This window comes from Synechococcus sp. H60.2 (assembly GCF_047462315.1).
Lineage (GTDB): Bacteria > Cyanobacteriota > Cyanobacteriia > Thermostichales > Thermostichaceae > Thermostichus.
In genome coordinates this window covers 1-15,554 of record NZ_JANSIZ010000012.1, presented here as the reverse complement: position 1 = coordinate 15,554, position 15,554 = coordinate 1, and the positions used below count along the sequence as shown (strand labels likewise).

General features: G+C 59.3%; 14 protein-coding genes and 1 pseudogene. 5 read left to right on the top strand and 10 right to left on the bottom strand.

Features of this window, described 5'->3' with window-relative positions:
* Nucleotides 1-93: 93 nt before the first annotated feature.
* The 4 genes from NW845_RS03250 to pflB all read right to left on the bottom strand — a co-directional run bounded on the left by NW845_RS03250 (nucleotide 94) and on the right by pflB (nucleotide 4,348).
* A complete protein-coding gene (locus NW845_RS03250) occupies nucleotides 94-504 on the bottom strand; it encodes an OsmC family protein (RefSeq protein WP_414372263.1) in 411 nt (136 codons plus the stop codon).
* Between the two features lie 188 nt (nucleotides 505-692).
* Nucleotides 693-1,445 (bottom strand): pyruvate formate-lyase-activating protein, encoded by a 753-nt coding sequence (pflA, locus tag NW845_RS03245; protein WP_011429382.1) that lies wholly within the window; start codon nucleotides 1,443-1,445, stop codon nucleotides 693-695.
* A gap of 143 nt (nucleotides 1,446-1,588) precedes the next feature.
* The gene (locus NW845_RS03240; RefSeq protein ID WP_414376805.1) at nucleotides 1,589-1,966 is read right to left on the bottom strand and encodes a pentapeptide repeat-containing protein; all 378 of its coding nucleotides are present in this window, start codon (nucleotides 1,964-1,966) and stop codon (nucleotides 1,589-1,591) included.
* Nucleotides 1,967-2,041: 75 nt separating this feature from the next.
* Nucleotides 2,042-4,348 carry a formate C-acetyltransferase gene (pflB, locus tag NW845_RS03235; protein WP_414376803.1) on the bottom strand — a complete coding sequence of 769 codons (2,307 nt, stop codon included), beginning with the start codon at nucleotides 4,346-4,348 and terminating at the stop codon, nucleotides 2,042-2,044.
* A gap of 397 nt (nucleotides 4,349-4,745) precedes the next feature.
* On the opposite strand from pflB, the gene NW845_RS03230 reads away from it, so the two are divergent.
* Complete coding sequence (locus NW845_RS03230) at nucleotides 4,746-5,798, top strand: VOC family protein (protein ID WP_414376801.1); 1,053 nt, start codon at nucleotides 4,746-4,748, stop codon at nucleotides 5,796-5,798.
* A gap of 75 nt (nucleotides 5,799-5,873) precedes the next feature.
* On the opposite strand, the gene NW845_RS03225 is transcribed toward NW845_RS03230, so the two are convergent.
* Together NW845_RS03225 and NW845_RS03220 are read right to left on the bottom strand one after the other, a co-directional pair.
* The gene (locus NW845_RS03225) at nucleotides 5,874-6,239 is read right to left on the bottom strand and encodes a response regulator (RefSeq protein WP_414363948.1); all 366 of its coding nucleotides are present in this window, start codon (nucleotides 6,237-6,239) and stop codon (nucleotides 5,874-5,876) included.
* Between the two features lie 331 nt (nucleotides 6,240-6,570).
* The gene (locus NW845_RS03220; RefSeq protein ID WP_414363949.1) at nucleotides 6,571-7,503 is read right to left on the bottom strand and encodes an NAD(P)H-dependent glycerol-3-phosphate dehydrogenase; all 933 of its coding nucleotides are present in this window, start codon (nucleotides 7,501-7,503) and stop codon (nucleotides 6,571-6,573) included.
* Between the two features lie 136 nt (nucleotides 7,504-7,639).
* On the opposite strand from NW845_RS03220, the gene NW845_RS03215 reads away from it, so the two are divergent.
* Together NW845_RS03215 and gcvH are read left to right on the top strand one after the other, a co-directional pair.
* Nucleotides 7,640-8,545, top strand: coding sequence for an alpha/beta fold hydrolase (locus NW845_RS03215; RefSeq protein ID WP_414363950.1), 906 nt, complete (start codon nucleotides 7,640-7,642; stop codon nucleotides 8,543-8,545).
* 96 nt (nucleotides 8,546-8,641) lie between these two features.
* A complete protein-coding gene (gene gcvH / locus NW845_RS03210; RefSeq protein WP_414363951.1) occupies nucleotides 8,642-9,031 on the top strand; it encodes a glycine cleavage system protein GcvH in 390 nt (129 codons plus the stop codon).
* A 3-nt stretch (nucleotides 9,032-9,034) separates the two neighbouring features.
* Here gcvH and NW845_RS03205 read toward each other — a convergent pair whose 3' ends face one another.
* The 3 genes from NW845_RS03205 to NW845_RS03195 all read right to left on the bottom strand — a co-directional run bounded on the left by NW845_RS03205 (nucleotide 9,035) and on the right by NW845_RS03195 (nucleotide 12,423).
* Nucleotides 9,035-9,931: a diguanylate cyclase gene (locus NW845_RS03205; protein ID WP_414376799.1), complete on the bottom strand. Its 897-nt coding sequence runs from the start codon at nucleotides 9,929-9,931 to the stop codon at nucleotides 9,035-9,037.
* Between the two features lie 129 nt (nucleotides 9,932-10,060).
* Complete coding sequence (locus NW845_RS03200) at nucleotides 10,061-11,008, bottom strand: UDP-glucuronic acid decarboxylase family protein (RefSeq protein ID WP_414372273.1); 948 nt, start codon at nucleotides 11,006-11,008, stop codon at nucleotides 10,061-10,063.
* On the bottom strand, nucleotides 11,005-12,423 hold the full coding sequence (locus tag NW845_RS03195; protein WP_414376797.1) for a UDP-glucose dehydrogenase family protein: 1,419 nt from the start codon (nucleotides 12,421-12,423) through the stop codon (nucleotides 11,005-11,007). Before NW845_RS03195 ends, NW845_RS03200 begins: the two co-directional genes overlap by 4 nt.
* Nucleotides 12,424-12,568: 145 nt before the next feature.
* Between NW845_RS03195 and NW845_RS03190 the strand changes: the two genes are divergently transcribed.
* The gene (locus NW845_RS03190) at nucleotides 12,569-13,480 is read left to right on the top strand and encodes a cation diffusion facilitator family transporter (RefSeq protein WP_414376795.1); all 912 of its coding nucleotides are present in this window, start codon (nucleotides 12,569-12,571) and stop codon (nucleotides 13,478-13,480) included.
* 76 nt (nucleotides 13,481-13,556) lie between these two features.
* Here NW845_RS03190 and NW845_RS03185 read toward each other — a convergent pair whose 3' ends face one another.
* A complete protein-coding gene (locus tag NW845_RS03185; RefSeq protein WP_414376793.1) occupies nucleotides 13,557-14,645 on the bottom strand; it encodes a metallophosphoesterase family protein in 1,089 nt (362 codons plus the stop codon).
* Nucleotides 14,646-14,883: 238 nt separating this feature from the next.
* Here NW845_RS03185 and NW845_RS03180 point away from each other — a divergent pair.
* Nucleotides 14,884-15,554 (top strand): annotated as a pseudogene (locus tag NW845_RS03180) (RNA-guided endonuclease TnpB family protein); the annotation flags it as partial.

The window sequence follows — 15,554 nt, the reverse complement described above, 5'->3', positions numbered from 1 at the left end:
AGGTGGATCCCTCCAAAATCACATCCATACGGGTTAAGAGTTGAGGCAAGAGTAACAGTTAGAGCTACAAGACTCCCTGGGCTCCCTGGCTGGCTAAGCGCCCACAGGTGCGGGAACCTGGATCTCGGTGGTCATTTTTGGGGGATGGGTGAGGGTGTTGTGGATGATGCAAGCGTCGACAGCTTTTTCTAGGCCCTTTTGCTGCCTTTCGTCGAGGGAGATCCCCGTCTGAACGCGAATGCAAATGTTGTCTAAGCGGCTGGGGTGCTCAACTTTATCTGCAGTAACAACCACTTCCAGCCCCCGAGGATCCAACTGCCGCGCTTCCAGATACTTGACGGCATAAAAGCCAACACAGGCACCCAAAGAGGCCAAAAACCACTCCGGCGGCGTCATTCCCTGATCTTGGCCGTGGTTGTCCAAGGGCTGATCGCTGAGAATGCGATGGCCGCGGCTTTCGGCTTGAAATTGAACGCCATTTTGGTAGGTTACGCGCACTTCCACTGGGGATCCCTCCTCTATTTTTCCATCTGCCAGAGTTGGCCAGCTCCTAGCCTATAAGTTCAACCTAGCGCTACTTTAGGGGCAGCCTAAGAATTTTAGAGATGACTTTGGGATCAAGCTGATGCAAATGGGGATTGACTCTGTTTTTGTTACTGTTGCTACGGCAATAAACTAAGTCTTAGCAGCCATTAAACCGCCACCAATCCCCGCTCGCGAAAGATTTGCAAAGCGTGGTTGATCTGTTCCGGGGTGGGCGGCTGGACATCGCTGAGGGTGTAGGGCAGTCCCAACTGCTGCCATTTGTATTCCCCCATCTTGTGAAAGGGCAAAACCTCCACCCGCTCCACGTTGGATAGAGTGGCCACAAACTCAGCCAAGCCCTTGATGTTTTCCTCAGGATCTGTTAGTCCAGGAACGAGAACAAAACGAATCCAGGTGGGCTTGTGAATCTGATCCAAATAGCGAGCCAGATCGAGAGTGGGCTGCAGCGAAACGCCGGTAACTTTGCGATAGAGCTCCGGCAGATAGGACTTGATATCGAGCAACACCAAATCCGTATGGGCCAAAACTGGCTTGGCCACCCCCAAGGGCGCGTAGCCGGAAGTGTCCAGCGCCGTGTGCAAGTCCAGCTCGTGGCAGCGGCGGAAAATCTCGGCCACAAAGTTGGGTTGCATTAACGGTTCCCCCCCGCTGGCCGTGACTCCCCCACCCTTGAGGTAGTAATTGCGGCAGCGCTGGATCTCCGCCATGAGGGAGTCCACCGTCACCACCTGGCCGGCATTGGGATCCCGACAGTCGGGATTGTGGCAGTACAGACAGCGCAGAGGACAGCCCTGTAGGAAGATGACAAAGCGGATCCCTGGCCCATCCACCGTGCCACAGGTCTCGACCGAGTGAATGCGGCCGGTTATCGGCGTCAAGGGGTTGAGCGGGGTATCCATACTTCTATCCTCAATGGCTTTTGCAAAATATCAATTAATCTTGAGGTTTTCTTCCCAATTGCTGGCCATGTTATGCACATCACGGTTTGGACTTTACCCAGACTGTGTTTTTCTTAACGGTTGAAAACCAATGGAAAGATCTCCTACTGGGAGACCTCCGCCGAGAGGCTGTGCAGGCGATGGGCTTTGGGATCAAAGCCCGCCGGGAAATGGGTATAGGCATCGTAATCGGCGTGATCCAGCAAAGCCCCCTCCAAGAGGGCACCGCGGAAATTGCTGCCAAAAAGTAGACATCCCCGCAGGTCGGCTCCCGATAGGTTGGCGCCGCTCAAATCGGCAAAGCTGAGATCGCACCCCCGCAGGTTGGCGCCTGCCAGGTTGGCGCCGCTGAAATCGGCATAGCGCAGGTCGGCACCGGCTAGGTGGATCCCTTGTAGGTCGGCCTGGGGCAGCTCGATCTCCTGGAAATCTCGCCGTCCCGCCGCGTAGTCTCTAACCAAATCCCCAACGCTATAGTTCATTGAACCCCCTTGCTTGGGGAGGGGGGATCCTTCACCCGGCTAGGGGCAGCCTTCCGGGATCCCCCGCCCCCTCGTTTAGAAGTGTTGATGGAAGGTGCGGTTAATCACATCCAGTTGCTGCTCGCGGGTAAGCTTGATGAAGTTCACTGCGTAGCCGGAAACCCGGATGGTGAGCTGCGGGTAGAGCTCTGGGTGCTCCATGGCCTGCAGCAAGGTCTCGCGGTTGAGGACATTCACGTTGAGGTGAAAGCCGCCATCCCGCATGTAGCCGTCCAGCAGCCCCACCAGGTTGGCAACCCGCTCCTCAGCCGTGCGACCTAGGGCCGCCGGCACGATGGAGAAGGTGTTGGAGATACCATCCAGCGCGTCGTCGTAGGGCAGCTTGGCCACGGAAGCCAGCGACGCCACCGCTCCCTTGGTGTCGCGGCCATGCATGGGGTTGGCCCCCGGCGCAAAGGGCTCGCCAGCCCGCCGCCCATCGGGGGTGTTGCCGGTTTTCTTGCCGTAGACCACGTTGGAGGTGATGGTGAGAATGGACTGGGTGGGAATAGCGTTGCGGTAGGTTTTGTGCTTGCGCAGCTCCGCCATGAAGGTCTGCACCAATTGCACCGCAATCTGGTCAACCCGGTCGTCGTTGTTGCCGTATTTGGGGAAGTCGCCCTCCACCGCGTAGTCCACCACCAAGCCGCGCTCGTCCCGGATTGCCCGCACCCGCGCGTACTGGATGGCCGAGAGGGAATCCGCCACCACCGATAGGCCAGCCAGGCCAAAGGCCATCGTGCGCACGATGTCGCGGTCGTGCAGGGCCATCTCCAGGCGCTCGTAGCAGTACTTGTCGTGCATGTAGTGGATGATGTTCATAGTGTTGACGTAGGTCTTGGCCAGCCAGGCCATCATCTGCACCAGGCGCGGCCACACCTCGTCGTACTCCAACACCTCAGAGGTGATGGGGGCATAGGCCGGGGCCACCTGCTCACCGGAGATCTCATCCCGACCGCCATTGATGGCATAGAGTAGGCACTTGGCCAGGTTTACCCGCGCCCCAAAAAACTGCATCTGCTTGCCAATGCGCATGGCCGATACGCAGCAGGCGATGCCGTAGTCATCCCCCCAGTAGGGGCGCATCAGGTCGTCGTTTTCGTACTGGATGGAGCTGGTTTCGATGGAGACCTTGGCGCAGTAGCGCTTGAAGGCTTCCGGCAGCCGCTCCGACCAAAGCACCGTTAGGTTGGGCTCCGGCGCCGGCCCCAGATTGTAGAGGGTGTGCAGCATGCGGAAGCTGGTCTTGGTAACCAGAGGTCGCCCATCCAGCCCCATGCCGCCAATGCACTCAGTTACCCAGGTGGGATCGCCGCTGAAGAGCTCGTTGTACTCCGGCGTGCGCAAAAACCTGACCATGCGCAGCTTCATGACAAAGTGGTCGATGAGCTCCTGGGCCTCTTCTTCGGTGAGGATCCCGGCCTGCAGATCCCGCTCGATGTAGATGTCTAGGAACGTGGAGACCCGCCCCAGGGACATGGCGGCGCCGTTTTGCTCTTTGACCGCTGCCAGGTAGGCTAGGTACAGCCACTGGATGGCTTCGCGGGCGTTGGCTGCCGGACGGCCCAGGTCAAAGCGGTAGCTGGCCCCCATTTCCTTGAGCTCGTGCAGGGCTTTGATCTGCTCTGAGAGCTCCTCCCGCAGGCGGATGGTCTCTTCATCCATCGTGTCCAGGTCGAGGCTGGCTTTTTGCGCCTCCTTGTCTTCAATCAGCCGATCCACCCCGTAGAGAGGTACCCGCCGGTAATCACCGATGATGCGGCCCCGCCCATAGGCGTCCGGCAAGCCGGTGATGATGCCAGAGCGGCGGCAGCGGCGCATCTCCTCCGTGTAGGCGTCGAAGACCCCGTCATTGTGGGTCTTGCGGTATTTGGTAAAGATCTCCTTAACCTTTGGATCCAGCTCGTAGCCGTAGGCCTTGAGGGCCGTCTCTACCAGGCGGATGCCGCCAAAGGGCAGGATGGCCCGCTTCAGGGGCTTGTCTGTCTGCAGACCTACAATTTGCTCCAGCTCCCGGTCGATATAGCCCGGCGGGTGGCTGGTGATGCTGGAAGGAAGGTCGGTGTCGGCATCCAAAACCCCCCGCTCCCGCTCCAGCGCCATCAAATCCTTAACCTTGGCCCACAGCCGTTGGGTGCGCTCGGTGGCCGGCGCCAAAAAGCTTTCATCCCCGGTGTAGGGAGTGTAATTGCGCTGAATAAAATCTCGGACATCGATGCAGCGCTGCCACCGTCCCGGCAGAAAATCTCTCGCAACTGCTTGATCAGATACTTTGCGTTCTGTATTTTTTTCGGCCTTCGATTCTGTAGACAAAGCTACAGAACGCTGCGCGCTCGCTATCATAACAATCCTCCCAACTATGACGCCTGACAACTCCGCCAATAGGCTGACAATAGGGCAAGGCGGCGCCCCAGCAACTGCCAAAAGCTACAACAATCTTTGCAAAAGAGAGGGCCTGGTGACTGACTTGAGGGAGAGCTTTTAGCAACTCTGCTGTTTCTTTTTTTGGATGTTGGCCATACACCTCGCCCACTTCAATTTTAGTCCTTTGCCCTGCGAAGATGTTTTTGTGGGCGCATTTTTAAGCGTGTTTTTAATGTTGTCTTAAGGGTTTGCTGGAAAGGGTTTTGACCTTTTCCCTCGCCAAAGGGCCAGCCTATGCTGGGTTAGGGCGGCCCCGGTTACCTGTTGCCGGGAAAACACCAGAACACCTGGCGTTCGCGTTAGCCGTGCGCTTTCTATGAACCAGTCCATTCGAATTGTCCAAGGGATCCATCACCTGCACTTCTACCTTTGGGATCTGCCCCGTTGGCGGGAACACTTTTGTCGGGTTTGGGGCTTCCGACTGGAAAGCGAGGCCGGCAACACCCTGGATCTGCGGCAGGGATCCCTGCGCGTGCGCCTGTCTCAGCCGGCACGGGCGGGGGACGAGGTGGATCGCTATTTGCAGCAGCATTCGCCGGGGGTGGTGGATGTGGCTTTGGCGGTGGGGGAGCAGGAGCTACCGGCCTTGGCGGAGCTGTTGCGGGGGCGAGGCGCCCCAGTGGAATGGATCCCGACAGCAGCGGCGCTCTGCCTCCACACCCCCTACGGGATCCGGCATTCTCTCGTCCCCGGCCCCTCCAACGTCACCCCTGCGGAAGCAGGCCTGTTCTCCCATTGGGATCACGTGGTGTTGAACGTGGAGCAGGGATCCCTGCAGGCGGCAGCCGACTGGTATGGCCAGGTGCTGGGCTGGCGGCATCTGTACCGTTACAGCATCCACACCGACACCTCTGGCCTGGAAAGCGTGGTGGTAGGGGATCCAGAAGCCGGGATCCAATGGGCCATCAACGAACCCACCTGCGCCGCTTCTCAGATTCAGGAGTTTTTGGATGCCCATGGTGGCCCGGGCATTCAGCACGCGGCGCTGCACAACCCGGATATCGTTGCCAGCCTGCGGCGGTTGCGGCAGGGGGGAGTGGACTTTTTGCAGGTGCCGCCGCAGTACTACACCAGCCTGGAAAGGGAGTTGGGGTTGGCGCTCCGTTCCGCCCTTGGACAGGCCATCTCCTGGCAAGACCTGGTGGAGCAGCAGATCCTTCTGGATGCCACCCTGCCCGCCTCTGATGGCCAGGATCGTCCCCTTCTGCTGCAAACATTTACCCAACCTCTATTTGGCTGGCCCACCTTTTTCTTCGAAGTGATCCAGCGAGTGGGCGGAGCCGCGGGCTTTGGCGAAGCCAATTTTCAAGCCCTGTTCGAGGCCCTGGAGCGGCAACAGCGGCAGCGACAACAGGCGTTGATCCCCTAGCTACAGCCGGCAGGGATCCGGAAAACTTTTCTCGGTTCCCTGGAAGTCTTATCCCAGGGGTAAATGGCTAAAAGTTTAGAGCAGTTGGGCAGCGATTGCTTTCAACAGGTGGTTTTGGTCGATGGGCTTGGTTAGATAGGCATTAGAGCCGAGCCGCAGCCCTTCTTCCATGTCTTCTCGGCTGGTTTTCGAGGAGAGAAAGACAAAGGGGATGTGGGCAGTGAACTGATCCCATCTCACGGCATCGAGCACCCCGTAGCCGTTTAGCTTGGGCATGACCACATCGCACAACACCAAATCCGGCAGGAGGGCGCGCACCATCTGTAATCCTTCCTCTCCGTCGCTGGCCGCAACAGTGTCGTACCCAGCTCGTTGCAACACCTTCTGCAAATAGGTGCGGATAGCGGGTTCGTCTTCAATCACCAAGATGCGTTTGGACATGTGGCTTCGCAAACAAGCAAACAAGAGACCCCCCAACTCCTGGGGCTGGCTGTCGGCTTCCCGGAACAATCGAGAGCCGAGTTGATGCGGGAACGAACAGGGAAGCTATGGAGGCAGCATAGAAAAACTCTGAGGAAAAAAACTCCGCCAAATAGCTCATTCTGGTACCCCAACCCTCTGCAAAAATCCTGATGCGCTGCAGAACCCCTTTCCTCATCCGCGGATTTGCGGCTATGGTCATTTCAAATAGCTTCAAATAGCAATGAAACGTTTCTCTACGTCTACCTCTAGCCCCCCTCTCCCTCAGGGAGAGGAGCGGGGGGTGAGGGTCTTATTCCGAGGTGAGTTGTCGCTCCATCAGCCTGGCTAGGGCAGCAGGGGGGGTGGTCTGTCCTTGCAACAACAGATGCACCTCCTGGGTGATAGGCACCCGGATGTTATGCTGGGCGGCAATCTTGACCACGACGGGGGCGGTGTAAACCCCTTCGGCAGTGCCCTCGATTTCGGCCAGAACGCGGGACAAAGGCCTGCCTTGACCCAAGCCGTAGCCTACGCGGTAGTTGCGGCTCAAAGGACTGTGACAGGTGGCCAGCAGATCCCCTAGCCCTGAGAGGCCGTTGAAGGTCTCAGGCCGCGCCCCCAAGTGGGATCCCACCCGGATCATCTCTGCCAGGCCGCGGGTGACCAGGGCAGCCCGAGCATTGGTGCCCAGTTGCAGTGCATCGCACACCCCCACGGCGATGGCGATAACATTTTTCAGGATGCCCCCCAGCTCCACCCCCAAGGGATCGCTGCTGGTGTAGAGGCGAAAGCGTTCCGAAGCCAGGGCATGCTGTACCTGCATAGCTGCCCAGGACTGCCGGCTGGCCACCACCGCCGCTGCCGGCAAGCCCTGACGGATTTCCGCCGCAAGGTTGGGCCCCGAAAGCACCACCAGAGGCTGCTCTGGGAAAGTGGCCCCCCAAATTTGGGCAGGGGTCAGAAGCTGCAACGGATCCAGCCCTTTGGTGGCCGAGACCACAATCGCTTGGGGAGGGATCCCCACCTGGCGCACCGCTTCCACCACAGGGCGCACCCCCGCCATGGAGACTGCCGAGATAAGGATTTGGGATCCCTGGAGCACCTCTTTGAGATCGAGATCCTTGCGCCGATCCCAAAGCTGCACTCGGTGCCCCTGGGCCTGGGCCAGTAGAGCCAGCGTACTTCCCCAGGCTCCCGCCCCTAGAATGGCGATCTTCTGGGGGGATGTTGTGTTAGTTTTCATCCGACCTTTGCAGCCGCCGCTTCTCTCCCAGGATGCCTTTTGCAGACGCCTCCGGAAAACTCCCCGCTAGCAAGAGAGCGACAAAGGTTAGTATGGGTGGATACCAAATCATGGGTTCGGCCTGAGAGCAGACGACATGACAGAAGCAGGGATCCGACGCCTTCCCTCTGAAGTAGCCGCTAAGATGGGGAGCTGGCAGCACGGCTATGCCCTGACCAATGGTATTCAACTGCACTACGTCACCCAGGGGGAAGGGGAGCTGGCGATCTTGTTGCATGGTTTCCCGGAGTTTTGGTATTCCTGGCGGCACCAGATCCCAGTGTTGGCGCAGCGGTTTCGCGTCGTAGCCCCCGATCTACGCGGCTACAATGACTCTGATAAGCCGGATCACGGCTACGACCTAGATACCCTCACGGCGGACGTCCGCGGCCTCCTGGATCACTTTGGGGCTAAGAGGGCGGTAGTGGTGGCCCACGACTGGGGAGGAGCCATTGCCTGGCACTGGGCGCAATTTTTCCCCGACGAGATCCGCAAGCTGGCCGTTCTCAATTCCCCTCACCCGGCTTGCTTTCGGCGGGAGTTCTTGACCAACCTAGATCAGATGCGCCGCAGTTGGTACCTGTTCTTTTTTCAGTTGCCTTGGCTGCCGGAGTGGGTGCTCCAGTGGAACTTGGGCGATTGGGTGCAGCGCATCTTCCAAGAAACCTCGGTGCGCAAGAGTGCCTTCACCCGACATGACCTGAAGATCTACCAAGAGGCTCTCGCCAAACCCAAGGTGCTCACCTCTGCCCTTAACTACTACCGCCACTTGTTTAGCCTGCCCACTCTGCAGAACCTGTTTTTACAGCCTCTGCGGCAGATCCTCGCCCCCACCCTACTCATTTGGGGAGAGGAAGACTTTGCCCTCAGCCGCGAGCTGACCGAGGGAATGGATCCCTTTTTCCCCAACGGCATTCGCAAAGAATACATCCCCGAGTGCGGCCACTGGGCACAGCAGGAGGCGCCGCAAACCGTGAATCGGCTGCTGATGGAGTTCCTCTAGTTAGGTGTCAAGCCTAGGGGATCCCCTTGGGAGAGCTTTACCAGCTTCAGGGGTTCACCCTAGAATAATCCACTGAATTCTAGCGGGGGAAACGGCATGGCCCTGGAGTATCCACCCCATCTGCGCTATGTGGACACCCACGAGTACATCCGCGTTGAGGATGACCTTGCGGTGATTGGGATCACGGCTTATGCCGTCGATCAGCTTGGCGACATCGTTTTCGTCGGCCTGCCGGAGGAAGGAACAGAGATTGAAAAGGGCGAGAGCTTTGGTTCGGTGGAATCCGTTAAGGCCGTGGAGGATCTCTATGCCCCTGTTTCGGGGGAAGTGGTGGCGGTGAACAAAGCAGTGGTGGACAGCCCGGAGAGCATTGCCGACGATCCCTATGGGGATGGCTGGCTGATCAAGGTGCGCATGACCAACCCGGAGGATCTCGACGACACGATGAGCGCCGAGGCCTATGCCAGCTTGGTGGAGGGATCCTGAACCCTACAGCAACACCTCCCGGTTGCCCCCCTGCGTTTTGGCCTGGTAGAGGGCCTGGTCGGCTGCCTCTAGGAAGCTGGGTGCAGAGGTTTCTGCTGGAAGCCGGAGCAAAGAGGCGACACCAATGCTACAGGTGAGGTGAATTCCCCCCTGCAGGGGAAGGGATTCGATGGCCTGCTGTAGGCGCCTGGCCAACTGCAGGATCTGAGAGTCCGGGATCCCGCGCACCAAGAGGGCAAATTCATCGCCCCCTAGGCGGGCCAGCAAGTCCTCGCGGCGAACTTGAGCCTGCAGTTGTTGGGCCACCTGGATCAGGGCTTGATCCCCGGCCAAGTGCCCCCAGCGATCGTTGATGAGCTTGAAGTTGTCTAGATCCAGGTAGAGCAAGTGGAGGGGAAGGCGATGGCGCAGGGCAAAGGGGATTTCCCGCTCGAGGTGTTCTAGGAAAAAACGACGGTTGTGGAGGCTGGTGAGTGGGTCGTAGAGGGCAGCGGCGGCCATCTGGGAAAAGAAAGCCTCCTCCAGCCGGTCATAGTAGGCAAACTGTAGGAGGCTATTGCCCACCTGGATGCGATCCCTATCCGCCAGAACCCGGCAAGTTACCCGTTCCCCGTTGACATAGGTGCCGTTGAGGCTGCCTAGATCCGTGAGGAGATAGCTTTCCCCTTCCTTCCCCAGCTGGCAGTGCTGCCGAGAGATGGTGTAGTCAGAAAGCTGAACGTCGGCTTGGGGGCTGCGCCCCACTACTACTGTCTCCCCTAGGCGGAAAGTCCTGCCCCTGTCAGATCCCTGGAGCACCGTCAAAAAAGCGCCCACCGGTTCCCTCTCTGCTTCCAGCCCGCAGCTTTCTAAGGGCATGAGGGTGGTCGGTTCTTCCAGAGAGAGAGGAGAAGTGTCCATGGACCTAGGGATCCCCTGCTTAGGCTAACATCCCTTCTCCGTATTTGTATCGTAGTATGTAACAACCTTGAGGCCCTCTACTCACCTCTAGAAGTGGCCAGTGGCCTGGGAACTCCAGGGGGCATTCTCCTATGCCAGCCCCAGGCGGCGGCGGAAGTAGGGGATGGTTAGCTCCAAGCCGACGGACAAAGGGATCTGCGGCTCCCAGCCCAGCAGGGCGCGGGCTTTGCTGATGTCGGGCCGGCGCTGCTTGGGATCGTCGGTTGGCAGGGGGCGGTGGACAATGGGAGAAGAGCTGCCAGTGAGGGCCAAGACCTGCTGGGCCAACTCTAGGATGGTGAACTCCTGCGGGTTGCCCAGGTTTAAGGGGCCGGGGTGGGCGCTGTTCATTAGGCGCACCAAGCCCTCGATGAGGTCAGCGATGTAGCAGAAGCTGCGGGTCTGGGATCCATCTCCATAGACGGTGAGGGGATCCCCGCGCAGGGCCTGGACGATGAAGTTGCTGACCACGCGGCCATCGTCTTCCCGCATGGCCGGGCCATAGGTGTTGAAGATGCGGGCAACGCGGACCTCCGTCTGGTGTTGCCGCTGCCAATCAAAAGTTAGGGTTTCGGCCAGGCGCTTGGACTCGTCGTAGCAGGCCCGCGGGCCGATGGGGTTGACATGGCCCCAGTAGTCCTCTGGCTGGGGGTGCACCTGGGGATCCCCGTACACCTCCGAGGTGGAAGCCAGGAGGAAGCGGGCCCCGGTTTTTTGAGCCAGCTCCAGCAGGTGGTAGGTGCCCCAGACACTGGTGCGGATGGTGCGGATGGGATCCGCCTGGTAGTGGGGCGGCGAGGCGGGGCAGGCCAGGTGGTAGATTTGCTCGATCCCAGCTTTTTCCAGCTCCGGCGGCAGCGGCTCGGCCACATCGTGCCACAGCAAGGTAAAGGCGGGGTTGTCGCGGTGGGCCTGCACGTTCTCCTCCCGCCCCGTGTAGCCGTTGTCGAGGCAGATAACTGCGTGGCCCTCCTGCAGAAGGCGGCTGACCAGATGGGAGCCAATAAATCCCAGACCACCCGTTACCAGAATCTTCACCAGCCCACTCCAATTAAAGTGATGCCCGCCTGTTGAACGGCCTGCCGATCTAAGCAATTGCGGCCATCAATCAGCAAAGGCCGCCGCATCAGCTCGGCAAGGCGCCGGTAATCCAGCGACAAAAACTCCGGCCACTCCGTCACCAGCACCAGGGCATCGCAATCCTGGGCCAGGCGGAACACATCCGTTTCCACCACCACATGGGCCAGGCCCTCCCGCATCCCCGAAGCCGAGACAATGGGATCATACGCCTTCACCTTGGCTCCCAGGCGGTGGAGCTGCTCGATCAACGTCAGAGAGGGTGCATCCCGCAGGTCATCGGTGTGGGGCTTAAAGGTGAGGCCCAAAAGGCCAATGGTCTTGCCCTTGAGCACCTTGAGGGCCTGCTGCAGCTTTTCCACCAGGCGCTGCCGCTGCTCGCGGTTGACCTCGACAGTAGCCCGCAATAGCTTGGCCTCATAGCCGTAGTCAGCAGCTGTTTGAATGAGAGCTGACAGATCCTTGGGGAAGCAGCTCCCTCCCCAGCCTATACCGGCGTTGAGGAAGGCGCGGCCAATGCGCTTATCGAGGCCGATCCCTTCGGCCACTTGGGTGATGTCGGCGCCGGTGCGCTCGCAGATGTTGGCAATCTCGTTGATGAAGCTAATCTTGGTGGCCAAGAAGGCGTTGGCGGCATATTTGATCATCTCGGCGGAGGCCAGGTCGGTGACCAGCAAGGGCACGGGATCCCCGCCCAAGCCCTGTTGGCGGTTGAGGATGGGCTCGTAAAGCTGCCGCAGGATCTCGATGGCGCGGGGGCTGTTGGAGCCAATCACGATGCGGTCTGGGTAGAAGGTATCGTGGATGGCGCTGCCCTCTCGCAAAAACTCGGGGTTGCTGACCACGTCGAAGGGCGGCACACAGGGAGACTTGTCCAGGGTGGCCAGGGAGGAGGGGGTGGGATCCCCTCCAGCCAGGGCCATCTGCTGGCTGCTTAGACGTTGCTGGACAGCCTCGGCGGCGCCGTCGAGGATGAGCATACGCACCCAGTCGCCGGAACCAATGGGGACGGTAGACTTGTTGACAATAACCCGGTAGCGGTCGTCCAGGTGCTGGCCGATCTCCCGCGCCACGGCCTCCACGTAGCGCAGATCCGGCTCGCCGCTGGGCAAAGCTGGGGTGCCCACGGCAATAAAAATCACCTCGCTGGCTTTCACCGCCAGGCCCAGGTCGGTGGTAAAGTGCAGCCGGCCGGCCTCGGTGCCTCCCCGCACCAGCTCTTCCAGCCCAGGCTCGTAGATGGGCAGGTGGCCCCGCTGCAAGTTTTCGATTTTGACGGGGTTGTTGTCTACACAGATAACGCTATGGCCCAGGTGAGCCAGACAGGCGCCGGTTACCAACCCCACATAGCCAGCTCCCACAACCGCCACGTCCATAGCCCGCTTCCCCCTCGCGTCGATGCTTGGTTCTAAAATACCCCGCCGACCGGGATCCCCTATCCTCAAGGGGAGGAAAGACAGCCTTGAACCCAAGCCGGTGGCAAAATAAAGCAGAACCGGTTTTCTTCTGAGCCTTTGAGCGGTGAGTTTCCCCGATTCTGCTGCCATAGCCGCTCGCCGTCAGCACCAGGTACAGAGGGTGCTCTATGTTACCCTGGGGCTCAATCTTTTGGTGTTTTTGGTCAAGCTGGGTTTGGGCCTGGCGACCGGATCCCTGAGCTTGGTGGCCGATGCCCTGCACAGCTCCGCCGATAGCGCCAGCAACATTCTTGCCCTGCTGGCGGCCCGCTTTTCCTCGCCAGAGCCGGATGAGGAGCACCCCTACGGCCACAGCAAGTTTGAGGCCATCGGTGCCATGGGGATCGCCGCTTTTCTGGGGATGGCCAGCTTTGAGATCCTCAGCGCAGCAGTGGGACGGTTTTTTAAGCCCCAGCCGCCGCTGCAGGTCGATGGACTGACCCTAGCCCTAATGGTGGGGGTACTGGGGATCAACCTCTTCGTGGCCTTCTATGAACGTTCCTGGGGCAAGGCTTTGTCCAGCTCGCTGCTCTTGGCCGATGCCCGCCATACCCTCAGCGATGTTTGGGTAACCCTGACGGTGCTGCTGGGACTGGCCGGGATCCACTACTGGGGGATCCCCTGGCTGGATCAGGTGCTGGCGGTGCCGGTGGGGCTGCTGGTGTTTTGGAGCGGCTGGGAAGTACTGCGGGAAAACGTTCCCTTTTTAACCGACCGGGTAGCCATTCCGCCTAAGACCTTGCGGGAGCTGGTTCTCAGCCTGCCCGGCATCCTCGACTGCCACGACATTGCCTCCCGCGGCATCCCAGGGCAGATGATCTTTATCGAAATGCACATGGTGGTGGAGCCGCTGGACGTGGAGTCGGCCCACCGCATCACCGAAGCGGTGGAGCAACTGCTGCAGGAGCGCTACGGGCCGGTGCGGGTCACCATCCACCTAGAGCCCTACTCCCACATTGAGGGATCCCAACCCTAGGAATGTTTCCGAAAGAACAAACGGTATCGCTTCGCCAACTGCCAAATCCTGCAAAGGCCATTCTTTGCCCTGGTTCCTAAGAAATAGAAAAACCCCGAGGCAGCAAATGGAGCTGCGCCTGATTATCGGGTGGGCAGCGAAAACAACGGCTAAATCGCTCCAGGAATCGACCTGCCGGCTGTGGGAAGTCTGGAAAAGCGAGGTCTGGATCCCCGGCAGCTACCCCTGCCCAAAAGTGGCGCAATTGTGGGGCCAAGGCTTGGGCCTGCTCCAGGGGCAAATGCAGCGGCGCAGAGGTTAAAAACTTAACCACCACCGGTTCGCTGCGCTGACCCATCCACTCCCGCGAGAACGCCTGCAAATCGGGCCAACCGGGCAGGGATCCCACCCGGTAGCTTTGGATGTGGACGTGGATCCCGGTCTCGCGATCCAGTCGGATCTCGACAAGGCGGTAGGGATGGGGAAAACTGACCAAAGAGCCGGTGGTAATGTCGTAAACCCCCCCTCGCCGGGCGATGTGCTGAATGTGCAAATGTCCGGTGAACACCAGTTGCACCCCGTAAGCTTGCAGCAGCCGCCGCAATTGAGAGGCATTCTCCAGCATGTAGCGACGGCCCCAGGGGTGGAGGGACTGCCCGCGCAGATGCTCGACCACGTTGTGGTGCACCATCAGCAGCACCAGCTCCTCTTCGGCTGCTGCCAATTCCTTTTCCAGCCAGGTCAGTTGTTCCGAAGTTAGACACCCCACCAACTGGCCCTGAGCATCAAAGTGGTTGGAATTGAGGCCGATCAAACGGATCCCTGGCTGCAACAGGCGGCTGTAATCCAAAGACCGCCCGTCCTCATAGCCAAAAGCTTGGTAGTAGCGGGGAAACTCTGCCAATGCCTCAAGCTGGGGCACATCGTGATTGCCGGGCACCACAAAAGCTGGAAAAGGTAAACGAGCCAGACGCTCCGCCAACCAGGCGTGGTTTTCTGGCTCTCCATGCTGGGTCAGATCCCCCGGCAGCAGCAAAAAATCCAAGGGCAACTGCACCAGGTGTTGCAAAACCTGCTCCAGAGCCGGGATGCTCACCTCCACCAAATGAAACCGGTTGGGATGATCCCAAAGGGTGGAAGGAACAGTGATGTGGGGATCGCTGATCACAGCAAAGCGAATTTGCACAGGTCATCCCGCCTCTGGCCGTCTACAGCTATGATAGCCAAGCCCTTCACACCCTCTTCACAGGCTTCTCCTTGGGATGGGGGGCCAACCCCTAAAGCTGTGTTAAGATTTTGCGTAATTTCAGGGGAGCTGGTGCCTTTCAGCTAGAAACCGCAGGAGCCCCGCCCTGTACCCCTGTATACGGGGGGAGGGGGGCCGGTCAGGGTCGGGAGGAATGCGGACGACGAATAACTGTGACATGGCCCAAGTCCTGACTATCTCTTGCAAGCTCAAGGTATCTGCTTCGCAAGCTGTGAAGCTAGAGGCAACCTTGTCCGCTTTTGCACAAGCACTCCTCGCGCCAGCGGGCCGGAGGCCTTACTGGGTCAACCAAAACACGCCAGAGAAGGTGGTCAACGCCGTCAAGCTCCAATCTCTCTGCTACCGCGCAATTCGTACCCACTTTGGGCTATCCAGCAATAAGGACTCCGTCCCGCTAGCGCGAGTGGCACAACAGGTATGCAGAAGGCTAGCCGCTGCACGTAAGAGTGCCCAACAGAAAAACCGTCCTCCAGTCAAAGCGTTCAAGTCTGGCTTTGTTACCTACGATGCCCGCATCTTCTCTTTCCGCGAGAAGGACTGGACGGTGTCGCTGACCACCGTTGAGGGACGCGAACGCTTTGAGCTGAATGTAGGTCACTACCAGCGTGGCATGCTAACAGGTTCGAATCCCAAAGCAGCCACGTTGGTCAAACGCCAAGACGGTTCCTACTACATCCAGATTGGCGTGGAGTCTGAGGTACCGGAGCCACAAGACACCACCAAGGCAATCGGCATGGATTTGGGTAGGAGAGATATTGCCCAGACCTCTGAGGGGGATCACTGGAATGGACAGCGGTTGAACCGGGTCAGAGACCACTACTCCCGGTT

Excerpts from the sequence above, each read along its gene's own strand:
- pflA (WP_011429382.1), bottom strand. The coding sequence starts at position 1,445 with ATGGATACCCCGCTCAACCCCTTGACGCCGATAACCGGCCGCATTCAC.
- NW845_RS03240 (WP_414376805.1), bottom strand. The coding sequence starts at position 1,966 with ATGAACTATAGCGTTGGGGATTTGGTTAGAGACTACGCGGCGGGACGG.
- pflB (WP_414376803.1), bottom strand. The coding sequence starts at position 4,348 with ATGATAGCGAGCGCGCAGCGTTCTGTAGCTTTGTCTACAGAATCGAAG.
- NW845_RS03230 (WP_414376801.1), top strand. The coding sequence starts at position 4,746 with ATGAACCAGTCCATTCGAATTGTCCAAGGGATCCATCACCTGCACTTC.
- NW845_RS03225 (WP_414363948.1), bottom strand. The coding sequence starts at position 6,239 with ATGTCCAAACGCATCTTGGTGATTGAAGACGAACCCGCTATCCGCACC.
- NW845_RS03220 (WP_414363949.1), bottom strand. The coding sequence starts at position 7,503 with ATGAAAACTAACACAACATCCCCCCAGAAGATCGCCATTCTAGGGGCG.
- NW845_RS03215 (WP_414363950.1), top strand. The coding sequence starts at position 7,640 with ATGACAGAAGCAGGGATCCGACGCCTTCCCTCTGAAGTAGCCGCTAAG.
- gcvH (WP_414363951.1), top strand. The coding sequence starts at position 8,642 with ATGGCCCTGGAGTATCCACCCCATCTGCGCTATGTGGACACCCACGAG.
- NW845_RS03205 (WP_414376799.1), bottom strand. The coding sequence starts at position 9,931 with ATGGACACTTCTCCTCTCTCTCTGGAAGAACCGACCACCCTCATGCCC.
- NW845_RS03195 (WP_414376797.1), bottom strand. The coding sequence starts at position 12,423 with ATGGACGTGGCGGTTGTGGGAGCTGGCTATGTGGGGTTGGTAACCGGC.